Source organism: Thermoanaerobacter ethanolicus JW 200, assembly GCF_003722315.1.
Lineage (GTDB): Bacteria > Bacillota > Thermoanaerobacteria > Thermoanaerobacterales > Thermoanaerobacteraceae > Thermoanaerobacter > Thermoanaerobacter ethanolicus.
Genome location: NZ_CP033580.1, coordinates 2,566,816 through 2,583,955 on the forward strand (window position 1 = coordinate 2,566,816; position 17,140 = coordinate 2,583,955).

Below are 17,140 nucleotides of genomic sequence, written 5' to 3' on the forward strand. Positions count from 1 at the left end.
ACCTCCATTACGTCATGCTCAAAAACTCAGAAATAGGTCCTAATATTATCGCTGGGAAGAAAGTAAGAGCTCCTACAATTACAACAATCGCTATAAAAATTGCTCCAAACAAAGCATTGTCTGTTCTAAAAGTACCTGGCGATGGCGGTGCAGGAATTTTCTCCGCCATAGAACCTGCAACAGCTAACATAAGAATAATGGTTATATATCTTCCAAAGAACATAACTAAACCTGTCATTATATTCATAAACACAGTGTTTCCTATAAATCCTGCAAATTCAGAACCATTATTTGCCGCCGCAGAAGAAAACTCATACAAAACTTGTGTAAGTCCATGGTACAGTGGATTCGTTACAGAAGAAGCTCCCACTTTTAGCATCACTGTCAAAGCAGATGAAAAAAGTATCAAAAAAGGGTGAACCAATATTGCAAGGGCTATAAGTTTTATCTCTTTAGTTTCAATTTTTCTTCCTAAATATTCTGGAGTTCTTCCTACCATAAGCCCTGTCAAAAATACCGTCAATATTGTATACATTATTATATTCTGAAGTCCTGCTCCATCTCCTCCAAAAATGGTATTTAACATCATGAGGATAAGCGGCACTGCTCCTCCTAAAGGTGTATAAGAATCGTGCATGCTGTCAACAGAACCTGTTGTAAAAGCAGTAGTCACAGTCGCAAATAGTGAAGATTGTGAGACTCCAAAGCGAACTTCTTTTCCTTCATAATTTCCATAAGGCGTACCATCAATATGTAATTTCGAATAAGCCACTCCTGGATGACTTTCCGCATAAACTGCTCCAACAGCCAAAAGAATAAAAATCACAAACAAGGAAATGTATAATACCAAAGCGTGTTTTTTATTGTTTATCATTAACCCATAAGTGTAAATTAAAGATGCAGGTAAAAGCATCATAAGAAGCATCTCAATCATATTGGTAAGCCAAGTAGGATTTTCAAATGGGTGAGAAGAATTCGCCTCAAAAAATCCACCGCCATTTGTTCCTAAGTGTTTAATTGACTCTAATACAGCTACGGGACCTGTTATAATAGTTTGCTTACCACCTTCTAATGTATCCACAACTACTTTCCCAGCAAAAGTTTGAGGAACTCCTTGCCATACTAATATAAGAGTGACAATTGCAGAGATAGGAAGCAGAAGCCTTACTACTACTCTTACAAAATCTGCATAAAAATTTCCCAATCCATCTGTTTTTCTGCTAAGTCCTCTCATTATAGCTGCTGCAGTCGCTAACCCTGAAGCCGCAGAAGTAAACATCAAAAATACTATTACGATCATTTGGCTTAAAAAAGTTACGCCATTTTCCCCAGCATAGTGTTGAAGGTTTGTATTTGTCGTAAAGCTTATTGCCGTGTTAAAAGCAAGAGAAGACTCCATGTTTTTAACTCCAGTAGGATTTAAAGGCAAAAATCTTTGTATTCGCAATATAATATACCCAATTATCATCATTACCGTATTAACAAGCAAAAAGGACAATGCATATTTTTTCCAGCTCATTTCTTCTTCTGCATTGATCCCTGAAAGTTTATATATAAAATTTTCTACAGGTAAAAAAACTTTGTCCAATTTCATCGGTTTATACTCAAATATTTTGTACATATAAGTCCCAACTGGTTTAGTTAAAAGAACTACAACCAATATCATAGTAAAAAGTTCTATATTCGAATACATGCACTTTCCTCCCTTAAAATTCTTCCGGATGTATTAAAGCATAAAACAAATAAAGGAGTAAAAGAAAAAAAACCACATACAATAAGGCCACCTTTAATACACCCCTACTTCATAAGAATTAGCTTCTACCAAATCACAACACCATTTAACTATTCCTTTTACAACATAGTACAATGTTACAAATCCTAATAGAATTATAAAATCCATATTCTCCTTCACCTCTAATTATTATTATCGATTTTTTATAAAAATATTAAATTTAAACATAAAAAGCCCGCACTCTTTCTTTATGAGGCGGACTACATGACAACACTTTTACATATTGCCATGTCTTCCATCATTTTTGTTAATTTATTTACTATTCATTGTACCATATATATTATATTATTCAACTCAATAAACATCAAAAAGACTTTTTCGCCTTTAAATCCTTTTTTGCGCAAAAAAATAGGATGTAAAGCGTTACAACTATTGTATACTATGTAATCTATCACTTTACATCACTTTCCAATTGTTTTTATAAAAGCGCAAAAAGAAATTTTATTTTTGTATAATACTTTTAATTTCATTTTCATACATTGAAAATAGCTCTTCAGCTCTCTCTTTTGTAGGAGCTTCTATATAAATATTACAAGCAGGTAATTCATAATCCGGTACTACTAACACCCATGAATCTTCTTTATTAAACTTTAAACCATCTAAAAATTCTGCCCCTTCATCAGCCTTTTCAAAAAGCATTCTTATTATTTTCCCTTTATCTCTCCAATCGCATTTTATACTTTTGGATATTCTATATCTTAAAGGAAAACTATCTTTTATAGAGGAAAGTTTTTGAGAGGTATGTTGTAAGTATTCTAAAAGGTCTAGTAAAAAACTAAAGCCGTCAAAATCTAAATTAATCTGTAGGTCTTTTTCTATACCTTCCTTCGACACTATTGTTTTCATTCTATCTTTATGAGAAATTTTGCTGCTTACAGTCTCAATTGCAAATTCCTTCGCAAATTCTGTCAAATATTTGGAACTATCAAAAGGAAGTACAAATTTTTTAACCCCTTGCTCTTTAGCAATTAACATTCTTATAAACTCAAGTTCATCTTCATCAAATTCTCTTCCCTTTTCGTCGTAGAGTTTAACTTTTTCTCCATTTTTATAAAAAAGTACCCCTACATCATAAGACTCCTCTGCTATAAAAAACTCATTTTTACCTATGGCTTCTAATAGCAGTTTTGTTTTTTCATTGTAAGGTTTAATTTTAAAACTTTTATATGCAGTCCTTTTTTCAAAAAGAAAGTTAAGATAATCGTTGTTTATATCAATTTCTCTTATAGGTTTTAAATTTTTCCCATCAACTCGTTCAATATCATATACTCTCAATTTGTTCTCTATTTTCTTTTCTAAGTTTCTATCGATATCACACCCTTCTTTATCGAGAAACAAAATCCTTAAATTTCCTTCTTCTTCCTCTACATAGATTCCTCCTCCACACTTATTTTTCTTAATTCCATATCTTAAAGTTGGTAAAAGAGTATTATTGACTTTTAAGACCTCACAACCACCAGATACAAGCCCAAAACTTATTAAATCGCTTATAAATTGAGATACAATATCCCCATCGTGTCCTACCAACACACTGCTATTCACTATATTTCCAAAAACTTCTCCAATTTCAACTGCAATTTGAGGAGTAATATCCTCATTAAAAACTCCTTTAATCCCCCTATACCCAAAAGTCAAAGGCTTCCTTCCATTCCCCCACACTACATCTTTTGTGATCACAGAGCCCTCATCTATTATTTTATAGGGCCATATTTTTACCTCTGGCTTTATTTCAGCAAAGGATTTTATTTTACAACTCTCCCCTATAACACTGTTTTCAAAAATTCGGACATTATTGCCGATTCTCACTCTATTGCAAACTACACAACCCCTTAATTCACAATTTTTATCTACAATTATTTCATCCCACAATACAGCATTTTTTAAACTGCTCCCTTTCTTTATATAGTTATTTTTACCAATTATTACGTTAGGTCCTACAACAGCGTTAGCTTCAATTATTGCATTGTCTCCTATAATCACAGGAGGGATGATTTTAGCTTCAGGAGAAATTGTAACATTTTTACCTATTACCTTTCCCTTTTTAAGTAACTTATCTTTATATCCTAAATCTACTCTTCCTTCTAAAATATCAAAATGACTAGTGATGTATTGATTGGTATTTCCTATATCACACCAATATCCTCCTGTAATATAACCGTACATTGGAATATCATTTTTCAACAACATAGGAAATAAATCTTTACTAAAATCAAAAGGCTTATCTTGAGGTATAAACTCCAATATTTCTGGTTCTATTATGTATATACCCGTATTTACTGTATCGCTAAACACTTCTCCCCAAGAAGGTTTCTCTAAAAATTTTTTTATTTTGCCTTCCTCATCCACAATCACAACACCATATTCCAACGGCACATCTACTCTTGTCAAAATAAGAGTAACTTTTGCCCCTTTCTTTCTGTGAAACTCATAAGCTTCTTTTATATTAACATCAGTAATTACATCTCCGCTCATAACAATAAAAGTATCATTTAGAAAGTCTCTAGCATTTTTGACACTGCCTGCCGTCCCTAACGGCTTATCCTCTATATAAAACTTTATTTCATCCCCATATTCTTCTTCTAAATATTTTTTAATCTTTTGAGGCAAGTAAAAAAGCGTAACAGCTAAATCTTTGATTCCATATTTGTGTAAGTGTTCCACTATATGCTTTATCGCAGGTTTATTTGCAACAGGTACCATAGGCTTAGGTATATCGGCTGTTAAAGGTCTTAGTCTACTTCCTTCTCCACCCGCCATGATTATCCCTTTCATCCAACCACCTCTAAAAAATATTATTAATCCCTAATTCTTAGTGTTTTTTATTTAATGAAAAATTATTCATTTTAAGACATTGGCAACATAAAATTGAAATAGGAAAGGACTTTGCGGGGGAGTAAAAATGATAATCTCTTTAATATATTTCGCGGCAGGAATAGGAATATTTATTTGGGGAATTTTTACTTTAACAAGGGGATTAAAGGTCTTCTCACACCAAAAAATTTCTCAAATTATTAACAATTTTGCAAGCAATTTATTAAAATCAATAATAATAGGTTTTTTTATAACCTTAATTATTCAAAGCAGTAGCATGGTAACTGTAATCGCAGTAACAATGGCAGGAGCAGAGCTTTTAACTCTTAAAAGCGCAGCAGGTATAATTATAGGTTCTAATATTGGAACTACTATTGCCGTGCAGCTTTACGCATTTAATCTGTTTAAAATAGCCCCTTATTTAGTTTTTATAGGTTCTGTACTACATTTCCAAAATTGCAATACTAAATTAAAATTTGTAGGAAATGTATTTTTAGGATTTGGATTAGTATTTTATGGTCTTAAGATAATGGAACTGGCTACAATGCCTCTTAAAAAAAATTCTAACTTCGAGCTTATTAGTGCTAATCTTTCAAATCCTTTCTGGGGAATTCTTGCTGGAATAATCACAGCATTAATCCTTCAATCAAGTAATGTAGGTATAGCAACACTACAAGTTTTGGTCTCCTCTCAACTAATAACCTTGCCTCAAGCATTGCCAATAATATATGGTTTAAATATTGGAACTTGCTCAGAGGCTATCATACTGAGCTTTGCCTCTAACAAAGAAGGGAAAAAAATAGCTCTCTTTAACATTTTTCTTAATATAGGGGGCACTATACTCTTTTTGCCTTTTACAAATTTTTTTGCAGAGTTTTTGAAACTCATCTCCCCCCACAATCCTTTAAGACAGGTGGCAAACGCCCACACATTTTTTAATCTTTTTTCTGCACTTTTGATAATTCCTTTTCTTAAGCAACTTTTTGTTTTAATAGATAAATTAGTAAATAAATAAAAAATTCAATTAATAGGAATCCTAATATTAAAGTTTATTTTCAAGGTGGTAACAATGAACAAAAGATTAGAAGTTAGCAATTTATTGTTTTTAATGATAACTTTTGAGATTGGAACATCAGTACTCTTTTGTTTGGGAATTGAAGCAAAACAAGATTGTTGGCTTTCTATTTTAATTGCAATGCTTATTTCTCTGCCAATTACACTTATGTACGTCTCCTCTTTTGAAAAATCGCAAAAAAATCTTCCACAGTTACTTGAGTTTGTTTATGGGAAATATATAGGTAAAACTTTATCTCTAATTTATGCTCTGTACTTTTTATACATTGCTTCGAGAAACGTAAGAGACTATGTAGAACTCAGTGTAAATACAATATATTCTCGAACACCTACATATATTTTTTCTTCTTTTATGCTTATATTAGTAATGTATTACCTCCTATTTGATATATGTGTACTTGCCCGCGTTGCTAAAATTTTGCTCCCTCTTATTTTAGCTATTATGGCTTTTCAAACAACTATGATAATGATGGGAGATAATTTTAGTTTTTCAAGGCTTTTACCAATTTTAGAAAATGGAATTGTTCCCGTAATCAAAGCAGCAATTCCTCTAATTGTGACTTTTCCCTTTGGTGAACTTATTGCTTTTACTACAGTTTTTGATAAAGTAAAACAAAAGGAAAAAATAAAAAAGATAATGCTGATAACCACTGTTTTTACTGGTCTACTATTGTCCTTTAACAATATCATTATAATTTCTTCTTTAGGAGCAGATGAAGCTTCAAGAGAAAATTTCCCATTGTATCAAGTTATAAGATTAATAAATTTAGGAAATTTAAAAAACCTAGACACTTTGTATGTATTTATAATGATTATAGGGGTATTTTTTAAGATTAGCGTATTTACTTATGCAGGACTTACAATGATAAAAAATGCGTTGGAACTAAAAAGTTATAAATACCTTCTTTTTCCTGTTTTGTCGATGATTTTTGCTGCTTCTTTTATAATTGCCGACAGTTATCAAACCCACATACTTATAGGTCTTAAATTTACTCCTTTTTACATACATGTACCTCTACAAATAATTTTACCTATGATTACATTTCTATTTTTAAACATAAAAGAAAAGAGAAAGCTTTAAAAGCCTTCTCTTTTACTCACCTATTTTATACATATTCCAAGGTATTTTATCTATAAGACGATTCCTATAAATAGAATCTGCTCCCATAAATATATATCTTAAATTGTCCACCTGTGGTATTTTTATTTCAACCCAAATTTTATTTCCATTAATTGTAGGTTTTGCTGCTATGACATCTGTCAAAGAATTTTCTGCCCTTTTATACTGATATAATTTTCCATTTACAATTCCTAAATCAATACGTTTTATATCATTTTGATCTTTATAAAATAGCCTCATTTCAACATGGTAAATTACTTTTTTAGATATTGGTCTTGCCGATTCTAAGCCGATGTACAATTTATTGTCGTAATAAAAAGCTCCTAATCGCGTTAAAGCTGCACTTCTGTATATTTCCTCATTTAACATGCCACCAGTATACACTTTTAAAAGAGTATGAGGCAAAGCTCTACTTTGTAAATCTGGTTTTGAATCAACTACAGGAATAGTGATGACAGGTTTTGTAGCAAATAATTCGGTTTTTCTTACAAAAGCCATTAAAAATGGTTCCATAACATCTATTTGGGTCCTATATTGTTTTATAGCCACTTGTTTCAAATCTATTTCTTTTGGAGTTAAGTCAAAAGATTGCCATTCTGTGTTACTATCTTTCATATCTACAGGAGGTAACATGGGCCTATTTTTCTCCGCCATCCATGGCACTGGCCATTGTGGATGATGGACTAAAAACATATGCTCACGGACATTTATATTCACAGCGGTAATAGTATATCTCACAAAATTGCTTACTGCCCAATGGTCGGGATGCATATCATCTGCTAAAGGATAATATATATCAGTAGGTTTAAAATCTTTAATTATTTCCGTAAGTTCATTAACTAAATTTTGTCCTGTATATGGAATACCCGGCTTATAAACTGTATCATAAGGAGCATATGCCACATGAATTCCGCCACTCACTCTTGGACGGCCATTATCCCAATATTGGCTCCACAAAAATCTGATGCTTCCATCAGCAAACCCTAAAAAAATTAAATCTTGTCGCGGTAATCCCAAAACTCTCATGGCAACAATACTTTCTTGCTGTCTTGCAAGTCCAAAACGATAAAAATCTTGAGGAGTAGGATTTGTTTTACCACAAAATGACATTGCAGCTTTCTTGTAACTCTCTCCACTTGTGACTATTACTACTTTAATAGGCCTTTTAAGTTCTACAGCTCTTTGAATAATTCCTGCCATTCCTAAAGTCTCATCATCAGGATGAGGAACTATAATGAGGATTCTTTGCCCAGGGTCATCAAAAGTTGGCAGTGTACCTTTTTCTGCGAAGTTTGCAATAGCCATTTCCCAATTCATTATATAGGATATTCCTATTAATAAAGCAATAAACAAAGAAAAGTAAATAGTCCGTTTATTTATCATGCTACTCTGCCTCCATTCATGCTATTATTGTACTATACATTTATGAACAAATTATTACATGATAATTAATTTTTAATTAATAATCTCAAATTTTGAAAAATATTTTGTTGTGATACAATCATACTACGAAGAAAAAATAAAAAGGGGGAAGGATGAATATGTTTGTAGATTTTCACTGTGATACTCTTTATCATTTAGTGGACAAAAAAATAGATTTCACTGAAAGGTCAAAAGAAGGTCATGTGGATTTACAAAGGATGAAAGAAGGTAAAGTTCACTTACAGGTTTTTGCTGTATTTGTAGACCCAACACAGATGAGAAAAAATGCTGCTACAATGGCTTTAAAGATGATTGACAAAATGCATGAAGTAATCGAAGAAACAAAAGAATTTGGATTAATATTAAAAGGAGAAGATATAGATAAAGCAAAAGAAAAAGGAAAAATTGGAGCATTGCTTTCTATAGAAGGCGGCGAAGTTTTAGAAGGTGAAATTTCTCTTCTTAGGATGTTTTACAAATTAGGAGTAAGAGCTCTCACTTTAACATGGAGTTTGAGAAACGATTTAGGGGACGGAGTAGACGGTGTTAAAGAATCGGGGCTTACCTCCTTTGGCAAAGAAGTTGTAAAAGAGATGAATCGCCTAGGAATGATTGTAGATGTATCTCATCTTAATGAAAAAGGATTTTGGGATGTAGTAGAACTTAGTAAGAAACCTATTATAGCTTCTCATTCTAATGCTAAAACCCTATGCTCCCACAGAAGAAATTTGACAGATGAGCAAATAAAAGCGATAGCTCAAAAAGGCGGTGTAATTGGAATAAATTTTGCTCCACAATTTTTAAGAGATGAAGGTCAAGCTACATTAGAAGATGTTTTAAATCATATAAATTATATATGCGAATTAGTAGGAGAAGATTATGTAGGTTTTGGTTCTGACTTTGATGGGATTAGCAGTACACCAGAAGGTTTAGAAGATATATCACACTTTCCTAAAATTGTAGAAGGCCTAATAAAAAGAGGATATACTGAAGAACAAATTGCTAAAATTACTCACAAAAATTTTGAAAATCTCATAAAGAAAATTTTGATATAAAAACAAAAGGAGCCCTGGAATATTCCAAGGGCTTGCATATGTTAAAGGGGGAGTCATTGTTTTGACCAAGTATACATTATACAGTCCTTTTTCAAAAAAATCAAGACCTCAATAAAATTTTTTTGAGGGATAGGGGGTATCTTTAAGGGAGCTCATCTTATATTATAACCAAATTTGTGAGTTTTAAAATTAAAATCTCGTTAATTTTGTTAAATTTATATTAACTTTTTGTTAATTGTGACACTGCGATGAGAGATTTGTTATTGAATATAGTATACAAAAAATTTATAATAGAAATATAAATGAAACATAGGGGGTAAAGTCATGGATATTGAAATAATAAGAAAAACTGATCCAGAAATTGCAGACGCAATTGAAAAAGAGCTTATAAGGCAGAGAAATAAAATAGAGCTTATAGCTTCTGAAAATTTTGTAAGTAGAGCTGTAATGGAAGCAATGGGGTCCCCTCTTACTAATAAATACGCAGAAGGGTATCCAAATAAAAGGTATTACGGCGGTTGCGAATATGTGGATATAGCTGAAGAGTTAGCAAGAGAAAGGCTCAAAAAACTTTTTGGTGCTGAACACGCAAATGTACAACCTCATTCAGGAGCACAGGCAAACATGGCTGCTTATTTTGCTCTTATAAAGCCAGGAGATACTGTGCTGGGAATGGATTTAGCCCATGGAGGGCACCTCACTCATGGAAGCAAAGTCAATTTTTCAGGCCAAATCTATAATTTCGTATCTTACGGAGTAAGAGAAGATACAGGATATATAGATTACGATGAAGTAGAAAGAGTCGCAAAAAAGCACAAACCCAAATTGATTGTCGCAGGTGCTAGCGCTTACCCAAGGATAATCGATTTTAAGAGATTTAGAGAAATTGCAGACAGCGTTGGAGCTTACCTAATGGTAGATATGGCTCATATAGCTGGTCTTGTAGCAGCAGGTCTTCATCCTAATCCTGTTCCTTATGCAGATGTCGTTACGACTACCACCCATAAGACTTTAAGAGGCCCAAGAGGAGGAGCTATTCTTTGCAAAGAAGAATACGCAAAAGCAATAGACAAAGCACTCTTCCCGGGCACACAAGGTGGCCCTTTAATGCATATAATAGCAGCAAAAGCCGTTTGTTTTAAAGAAGCTCTCACCGATGAATTCAAAGAATATCAAAAAAGAATTGTCGAAAATGCAAAAGCTTTAGCAAATGCATTAATGGAAAGAGGAATAAATTTAGTGTCAGGTGGAACCGATAACCACTTGATGTTGTTGGATTTAAGAAATACAGGAATAACAGGCAAAGAGTTAGAAACAAGATTAGATGAAGTAAACATAACTTGCAACAAAAATGCTATACCCTTTGACCCATTAGGGCCAAATATAACTTCTGGTGTGAGACTGGGAACTCCAGCTGTTACGACAAGAGGTATGAAACCTGAAGACATGGTAAAAATAGCGGACATTATAGTCAATGTAATAAGGGATGAAAACTATAAAGAAAAAGCAAAAGAAAGAGTAGCAAATCTGCTCAAAAAATACCCTCTTTATGAGGACCTCATATAAAGAAGATAGGGAAAGTCTTTTACTGACTTTCCCTCAGACTGTTGACAAAATATCGGGAACCCGTTATGATGAGAAGGGTTCCTTGTTATTTTAGTGGTATAAAGCAAAAGAGGAGAGGAGAAGGAAGATGTTAACAAAGAAACAGGATGCAAGACATCAAATAGAATTTGTAAGCATAGATCAATTAGTACCAAAAGACCACCTTTTAAGAAAGATAGAAAAAGTCATAGACTTTAGCTTCATATACGATTTAGTAAAGGACAAATATTCCGAAGATCACGGCAGACCAAGTATAGATCCAGTAGTATTGATAAAAATACTGTTCATTCAATATCTTTTTGGTATACCGTCGATAAGAAGAACAATAGCAGAAATAAAAACAAACGTTGCATATAGATGGTTTTTAGGGTATGGACTAACAGAAGAAATACCTCATTTTTCAACATTTAGCCAGAACTACATAAGAAGATTCAAAGGGACAGACATATTTGAGAAAATATTTACGAAGATTTTAGAAGAAGCAATAAGGCATGGGTTAGTAAATGCAGAGGAAGTATTCATAGATTCCACTCACGTAAAAGCAAGTGCCAATAAGAAAAAATATACAAAAGAAATAATAGAACAAGAAGCCAAGACTTACCAAGAAAAACTAGAAGAAGAAATAAACAAAGATAGAGAAGCTCATGGAAAAAAGCCATTAAAGAAAATCAAGACGATAAAGACGAAAGAAGTAAAAGTAAGCAAAACAGACCCAGATAGTGGAATGTTAAACAAAAATGAAAAAGAAAAATGTTTTGCATATTCCTTTCACACAGCCTGCGATAAAAACGGATTTGTATTAGGAGTAAAAGTTGAAGCAGCGAATGTACACGACAGCGTAATGTTTGAAGAAGTACTAAAAGAAGTTGAAAATAGGGTAGGAAAACCGAAAGCAATAGCAGTAGATGCAGGATACAAAAATCCGTACATATTAAAGACAATATTTGATAGAGAAATAATACCAGCAGTGCCATACACAAGACCAAAAACAAAAGACGGTTTTATGAAGAAACATGAGTTTGTGTATGATGAATATTATGACTGTTACATATGCCCGCAGAATGAAATACTAACATATGTTACAACCAATAGAGAAGGATATAGAGAATACAAATCAAACCCAGAAAAATGTAAAAACTGTCCTTTAAGAGAAAAGTGTACCCAAAGTAAAGACTACACAAAGAGGATATTCAGGCACATATGGGAAGGATATGTAGAAGAAGCAGAACACCTAAGGCATACACCTTACTGTAAAGAAGTATATGAGAGAAGGAAAGAGACAATAGAGAGAGTGTTTGCAGATTTAAAGGAGAAGCATGGTTTGCGATGGACAACATTAAGAGGGAAAGAAAAATTGTCCATGCAAGCGATGCTTGTTTTTGCTGCCATGAATTTAAAGAAAATGGCCTTATGGTTATGGAGGAAGGGCAAAGGGCCCTTTGACATTTCAAAACTTTATCCATTATTTGGAGTTTTAAAGAAAATTTTATCCAGATATATACAGCCCCTGTTTTCGGTACTAAGAAAACAGGGGCTAAAATTTTACTTTGTCAACAAACTGAGGGAAAGTCTTTTACTGACTTTCCCTATTTCTTTCGTGCGCCCGGCATGGGCGATAGCTAGGCGGTGAAAGTCCGCTGTGGGCTTGGTAGTGGGAACCACTAGCCAAGAGCAAGGGTGTCCATCGTGAGGTGGAATCTGAAGGAAGCTTAAGGCAAAATCTCGGTCTGATGAACAAGAACCAGATAAGAGGCTGAATTGGGGTGGATGAGTTTGCGTAACAAAACGAAGTCCAACACTACCCGAATCCCATACAGTAAATCTGGCAGATATATGAGATGAAAGTTATCGTTCTTACCCGGGGAGGTCTCAAGGATAAGTCATGGAAGTAAAATCTGAAGTGACAACCCATGCAGTGATGTATGGCTGAACCTTGAGAAGTCAGCAGAGGTCATAGTACTTATCTAGACATGAATAGATAAGGAAGGACCGAACGTTAGGAGGTTTTGGAAATCTTATGGACTCGAAAGATATGCAGAGACTGCAGACAACTCAACAAAGAGGCTATCCGTTGAATAGAGAAATGGAATTTCAAAAGACAACGGAAGTGCATAGTATATCATCGGCGTCGGAAGATGGAAGAAACGAAGTACAAAGATATACCAGCAAGATGCTTGAAATGATAGTAGAACGAAGGAACATGGAAGCAGCATACAAGCGCGTTGTTGCAAATAAAGGAAGCCATGGAGTCGATGGGATGGAAGTAGATGAACTTCTACCGTATCTCAAAGAAAACTGGGCAACCATAAAACAACAACTGCTGGAGGGGAAATACAAACCACAACCAGTGCGAAGAGTAGAAATTCCCAAACCAGATGGAGGAGTAAGACTACTAGGAATACCTACAGTACTAGACAGACTAATACAACAAGCAATAGCCCAAATACTAAATAAAGTCTACAACCATACATTTTCAGATAGCAGTTATGGATTCAGACCAGGACGCAGTGCAAAAGACGCAATAAAAGCCGCAGAAGCATACATAAATGAAGGATACACGTGGGTTGTAGATATGGACTTAGAAAAGTTCTTTGACAGAGTAAACCACGACATAATAATGTCCAAACTAGAAAAGCGGATAGGAGATAAAAGGGTACTAAAGTTAATACGAAGATACCTAGAATCAGGAGTAATGATAAACGGAATCAAAGTATCAACAGAAGAAGGGACACCCCAAGGAGGGCCATTAAGTCCCCTATTAGCAAACATAATGTTGGACGAACTAGACAAAGAACTTGAGAAACGAGGGCATAAATTCTGCCGATATGCAGATGACTGCAACATATATGTAAAAAGCAGGTCTGCAGGAAACAGAGTAATGAAGAGCATAAAGAAGTTCATAGAAAGCAAATTAAAACTAAAAGTCAACGAAGCAAAAAGTGCTGTAGATAGACCATGGAGAAGAAAATTTCTTGGATTTTCATTCTATACAAAAGAAAACGAAGTAAGAATAAGAATCCATGAAAAATCCATCAAAAGGTTTAAGGAAAAAGTAAGAGAAATAACCAATCGGAACAAGGGAATAAGCATGGAAAACAGAATAAAAAGACTAAATCAAATAACAACAGGATGGGTCAACTATTTTGGATTAGCAGACGCGAAAAGCATAATGAAAACCCTTGACGAATGGATAAGGCGAAGACTAAGGGCATGTATATGGAAACAATGGAAGAAGATAAAAACGAAGCATGATAACTTAGTAAAACTAGGAGTAGAAGAACAAAAAGCCTGGGAATACGCCAATACAAGGAAAGGCTACTGGAGAATATCCAATAGCCCAATCCTAAATAAGACTCTTACAAATAAATACTTTGAAAGCATAGGTTATAAGAGTTTATCCCAAAGATATCTAATTGTACACAATTCCTAATGAACCGCCGTATACCGAACGGTACGTACGGTGGTGTGAGAGGACGCTGAATAAAATAATTATTCAGCTCCTACTCGATTCTCTTTATGTTCTTCTTTAAATTCCTTTGGCTTATAATACCTTCTACCAAGCTCACCGTATACATCCTCGAGCTTTATACCTTTGTCAACTAACAAAACTATTAAATGATAAAGTAAATCTGAAACCTCATACACTATCTCTTCTTTGGAGTCATTTTTGGAAGCTATCACTACCTCCGTAGTTTCTTCGCCAATTTTCTTTAAAATCTTATCTATGCCTTTTTCAAACAAATAATTAGTATAAGACCCTTCTGCCGGGTTTGTCTTTCTATCTTTTACCCGTTCATATAGCATTTTAAGTATTTCCATGTCATAATTTTCAACTTCACCTAAAAAGCTTCTATAAAAACAGCTTACATTCCCTGTATGGCATGCCGGCCCTTTTGGCTCCACCTCAATTAGCAAAGCATCTCCATCGCAGTCATAAAATATGTTTTTTATCTTTTGGGTATTACCTGAAGTTTCCCCTTTATGCCAAATTTCCTTTCTACTTCTGCTAAAAAAATAAGTTTCTCCCTTTTCCAAGCTTAATTTTAAACTTTCCTCATTCATATAAGCCAACATTAATACTTGTTTTGTGTTGTAGTCTTGCACAATCGCAGGAATAAGTCCTTTTCCATCAAACTTTAATTCCTCTATATCAATCATTCTCTACATCCTTTCGATAAATTTAAATTCTCACTGGTATACCTTCTTCTTTTAAATATCTTTTAACTTCTTTTATTTCCAACTCCCTGTAATGAAACACAGAAGCCGCTAACGCAGCATCAGCTTTGCCTTCAGTAAAAACCTCTTTAAAATGCTCTTTATTTCTTGCACCTCCAGAAGCTATAACGGGGATATTGACAGCTTCACTTACCATTCTTGTAAGCTCTATATCATACCCATCTTTAGTACCGTCTTTATCCATACTTGTAAGAAGTATTTCTCCTGCTCCTAAAGACTCTACTTTTTTAGCCCACTCAATCACATCAAGCCCTGTGTTTACCCTTCCGCCGTTTATATACACATCAAAGCCCGAGCCATCACTTCGCCTCTTGGCATCAATTGCTACAACCACACATTGGCTTCCAAAACGTACAGCGGCCTGACGAATAAGAGTTGGTTGTTTCACAGCTTGGGTATTTATTGAAACCTTATCAGCCCCTGCTCTTAGAATATCTTTTATATCGTCAAGGTCTGAAATTCCACCACCAACAGTTAAAGGAATAAATACTTTTTCAGAAGTCCTTTTTACAACTTCTATCATTATTTTTCGTTTTTCATAAGAAGCAGTAATGTCCAAGAATACAAGCTCATCTGCTCCTAATTCATTGTACTCTGATGCTATCTGGACAGGGTCTCCCGCATCTTTTAAATTTAAAAAGTTAACTCCTTTTACTACCCTGCCGTCTTTCACATCTAAACAAGGAATTATTCTTTTTGCAAGCATTTATATTACCTCCAAAGCACTTTTAAAGTTTATTTTTCCAATATATAAGGCTTTTCCAATTATCGCACCATATGCTCCCATCTCTTTAAGCTTTTTTAAATCCTCAATTGAGGATATTCCTCCTGATGCTATCACTTGAACACCTGTTTTTAAAATATTTTCTAAAGCTTTAAAATTTGGTCCATTAAGAGTTCCATCTTTAGAAATATCAGTGAAAATTATCGTTTTTACTCCTATTTCTTTCATTTTTTTAGCTAACTCCATATCTTTTATTTTAGTCTTTTCAAGCCATCCACTTACGGCAACTTCTCCATTCTTTGAATCTATACCCACTATCGTCCTTTCTCCGTAATTGGAAAGGGAATAAAGAAGAAGGTCTTTGTCATATATTGCCGCCGAACCTAAAATTACATACTTAACACCTGCAGAAAAAAGATAATCGATAGTTTCTCTATTCCTTATTCCTCCACCTACTTCTATCTCGGCTTTACAGTTTTTTATAATCTGTTCAATGACCTTACCATTTACCAAATGACCTTGTTTTGCACCATCTAAATCTACCACATGAATTCTCTTTGCTCCTAATTCCTCCCACATTTTAGCTACGTCAACGGGATTTTCATAATAAACCTCTTTGGTATTAAAATCTCCTTTTGTAAGCCTTACACATTTTCCTTCCATGATATCAATTGCAGGTATTAAAATCATTTTGCCATCTCTCCAAAATTCTTTAAGATTTTAAGTCCCACTTTTCCGCTCTTCTCAGGATGGAATTGACAAGAAAAAACATTGTCTTTAATTATAACTGCAGGAATCTGAACACCATAATCAGTCACTGCATACACATATTTCTCCTCATTGTTGGCTATATAATAAGAATGGACAAAATACGCATAATCTCCATTCTCCACTCCTTTAAGAAGTGGAGTTTCTCTTTTTATTTCAAGACTATTCCATCCCATGTGAGGAATTTTATTATGCTTTGGAAGTTCTATTACTTGCCCTTTAAAAATCTTAAAGCCCTCAGTTTCTTCTATCTCAAAACCCTTTTCAAATAAAAGCTGCATCCCCAAACATATCCCAAGAAACAACTTACCTTTGTCAATTTGTCTTTTTATCTCTTCAAACATACCTGTTTTAATGAGAGTATCCATCGCATCAGGAAAAGCTCCCACTCCAGGAAGAACTAATGCATGAGCCTCTTTTACCGAAGCTACATCTTTTATAATTTTTGCCTCATAGCCTACGTATTCAAATGCTTTTTCTACACTTCTTAAATTTCCCATTCCATAGTCAATAATCCCTATCAATTTTTCACC

Annotated in this window: 14 protein-coding genes; 6 read left to right on the forward strand and 8 right to left on the reverse strand. The window is 34.0% G+C overall.

What is annotated here, in order from left to right:
• Positions 1-7: 7 nt before the first annotated feature.
• From kdpA to EB239_RS12820, 3 genes are all read right to left on the reverse strand, one after another.
• The gene (gene kdpA / locus EB239_RS12810) at positions 8-1,693 is read right to left on the reverse strand and encodes a potassium-transporting ATPase subunit KdpA (RefSeq protein WP_003871129.1); all 1,686 of its coding nucleotides are present in this window, start codon (positions 1,691-1,693) and stop codon (positions 8-10) included.
• 13 nt (positions 1,694-1,706) lie between these two features.
• Positions 1,707-1,784: a potassium-transporting ATPase subunit F gene (locus EB239_RS15305; RefSeq protein ID WP_082413696.1), complete on the reverse strand. Its 78-nt coding sequence runs from the start codon at positions 1,782-1,784 to the stop codon at positions 1,707-1,709.
• 449 nt (positions 1,785-2,233) lie between these two features.
• Positions 2,234-4,564 (reverse strand): sugar phosphate nucleotidyltransferase, encoded by a 2,331-nt coding sequence (locus EB239_RS12820; RefSeq protein ID WP_003871127.1) that lies wholly within the window; start codon positions 4,562-4,564, stop codon positions 2,234-2,236.
• Between the two features lie 127 nt (positions 4,565-4,691).
• Between EB239_RS12820 and EB239_RS12825 the strand changes: the two genes are divergently transcribed.
• Positions 4,692-5,618, forward strand: coding sequence for a Na/Pi cotransporter family protein (locus EB239_RS12825; protein ID WP_003871126.1), 927 nt, complete (start codon positions 4,692-4,694; stop codon positions 5,616-5,618).
• 54 nt (positions 5,619-5,672) lie between these two features.
• Positions 5,673-6,758: a GerAB/ArcD/ProY family transporter gene (locus EB239_RS12830; RefSeq protein WP_003871125.1), complete on the forward strand. Its 1,086-nt coding sequence runs from the start codon at positions 5,673-5,675 to the stop codon at positions 6,756-6,758.
• Positions 6,759-6,770: 12 nt separating this feature from the next.
• Here EB239_RS12830 and EB239_RS12835 read toward each other — a convergent pair whose 3' ends face one another.
• Positions 6,771-8,180: a PIG-L deacetylase family protein gene (locus EB239_RS12835; RefSeq protein ID WP_003871124.1), complete on the reverse strand. Its 1,410-nt coding sequence runs from the start codon at positions 8,178-8,180 to the stop codon at positions 6,771-6,773.
• A gap of 158 nt (positions 8,181-8,338) precedes the next feature.
• Between EB239_RS12835 and EB239_RS12840 the strand changes: the two genes are divergently transcribed.
• The 4 genes from EB239_RS12840 to ltrA all read left to right on the forward strand — a co-directional run bounded on the left by EB239_RS12840 (position 8,339) and on the right by ltrA (position 14,309).
• Positions 8,339-9,274, forward strand: a complete 936-nt coding sequence (locus tag EB239_RS12840; protein WP_003871123.1) for a dipeptidase — start codon at positions 8,339-8,341, stop codon at positions 9,272-9,274.
• A gap of 324 nt (positions 9,275-9,598) precedes the next feature.
• Positions 9,599-10,840 carry a serine hydroxymethyltransferase gene (locus EB239_RS12845; RefSeq protein ID WP_003871122.1) on the forward strand — a complete coding sequence of 414 codons (1,242 nt, stop codon included), beginning with the start codon at positions 9,599-9,601 and terminating at the stop codon, positions 10,838-10,840.
• A gap of 127 nt (positions 10,841-10,967) precedes the next feature.
• Entirely contained in the window at positions 10,968-12,509 is a 1,542-nt protein-coding gene (locus EB239_RS12850; RefSeq protein ID WP_318261398.1) for an IS1182 family transposase, read from the forward strand.
• A gap of 387 nt (positions 12,510-12,896) precedes the next feature.
• A complete protein-coding gene (ltrA, locus tag EB239_RS12860; protein WP_129545087.1) occupies positions 12,897-14,309 on the forward strand; it encodes a group II intron reverse transcriptase/maturase in 1,413 nt (470 codons plus the stop codon).
• Positions 14,310-14,368: 59 nt separating this feature from the next.
• Here ltrA and hisIE read toward each other — a convergent pair whose 3' ends face one another.
• From hisIE to hisH, 4 genes are read right to left on the reverse strand one after another with little or no spacing between them, the layout of a single operon-like run.
• Positions 14,369-15,037: a bifunctional phosphoribosyl-AMP cyclohydrolase/phosphoribosyl-ATP diphosphatase HisIE gene (hisIE, locus tag EB239_RS12865; protein ID WP_003870633.1), complete on the reverse strand. Its 669-nt coding sequence runs from the start codon at positions 15,035-15,037 to the stop codon at positions 14,369-14,371.
• Between the two features lie 22 nt (positions 15,038-15,059).
• Entirely contained in the window at positions 15,060-15,821 is a 762-nt protein-coding gene (hisF, locus tag EB239_RS12870) for an imidazole glycerol phosphate synthase subunit HisF (RefSeq protein WP_003870632.1), read from the reverse strand.
• Positions 15,822-16,529, reverse strand: a complete 708-nt coding sequence (gene hisA / locus EB239_RS12875) for a 1-(5-phosphoribosyl)-5-[(5-phosphoribosylamino)methylideneamino]imidazole-4-carboxamide isomerase (protein WP_003870631.1) — start codon at positions 16,527-16,529, stop codon at positions 15,822-15,824. It abuts the gene before it with no gap.
• On the reverse strand, positions 16,526-17,131 hold the full coding sequence (hisH, locus tag EB239_RS12880) for an imidazole glycerol phosphate synthase subunit HisH (RefSeq protein WP_003870630.1): 606 nt from the start codon (positions 17,129-17,131) through the stop codon (positions 16,526-16,528). The genes hisA and hisH overlap by 4 nt, the downstream gene beginning before the upstream one ends.
• Positions 17,132-17,140: the final 9 nt, after the last annotated feature.

Excerpts from the sequence above, each read along its gene's own strand:
- EB239_RS12850 (WP_318261398.1), top strand. The coding sequence starts at position 10,968 with ATGTTAACAAAGAAACAGGATGCAAGACATCAAATAGAATTTGTAAGC.
- ltrA (WP_129545087.1), top strand. The coding sequence starts at position 12,897 with ATGGACTCGAAAGATATGCAGAGACTGCAGACAACTCAACAAAGAGGC.
- EB239_RS12825 (WP_003871126.1), top strand. The coding sequence starts at position 4,692 with ATGATAATCTCTTTAATATATTTCGCGGCAGGAATAGGAATATTTATT.
- EB239_RS12835 (WP_003871124.1), bottom strand. The coding sequence starts at position 8,180 with ATGATAAATAAACGGACTATTTACTTTTCTTTGTTTATTGCTTTATTA.
- EB239_RS12845 (WP_003871122.1), top strand. The coding sequence starts at position 9,599 with ATGGATATTGAAATAATAAGAAAAACTGATCCAGAAATTGCAGACGCA.
- kdpA (WP_003871129.1), bottom strand. The coding sequence starts at position 1,693 with ATGTATTCGAATATAGAACTTTTTACTATGATATTGGTTGTAGTTCTT.
- EB239_RS12830 (WP_003871125.1), top strand. The coding sequence starts at position 5,673 with ATGAACAAAAGATTAGAAGTTAGCAATTTATTGTTTTTAATGATAACT.
- hisA (WP_003870631.1), bottom strand. The coding sequence starts at position 16,529 with ATGATTTTAATACCTGCAATTGATATCATGGAAGGAAAATGTGTAAGG.
- EB239_RS12840 (WP_003871123.1), top strand. The coding sequence starts at position 8,339 with ATGTTTGTAGATTTTCACTGTGATACTCTTTATCATTTAGTGGACAAA.
- hisF (WP_003870632.1), bottom strand. The coding sequence starts at position 15,821 with ATGCTTGCAAAAAGAATAATTCCTTGTTTAGATGTGAAAGACGGCAGG.
- hisIE (WP_003870633.1), bottom strand. The coding sequence starts at position 15,037 with ATGATTGATATAGAGGAATTAAAGTTTGATGGAAAAGGACTTATTCCT.
- EB239_RS12820 (WP_003871127.1), bottom strand. The coding sequence starts at position 4,564 with ATGAAAGGGATAATCATGGCGGGTGGAGAAGGAAGTAGACTAAGACCT.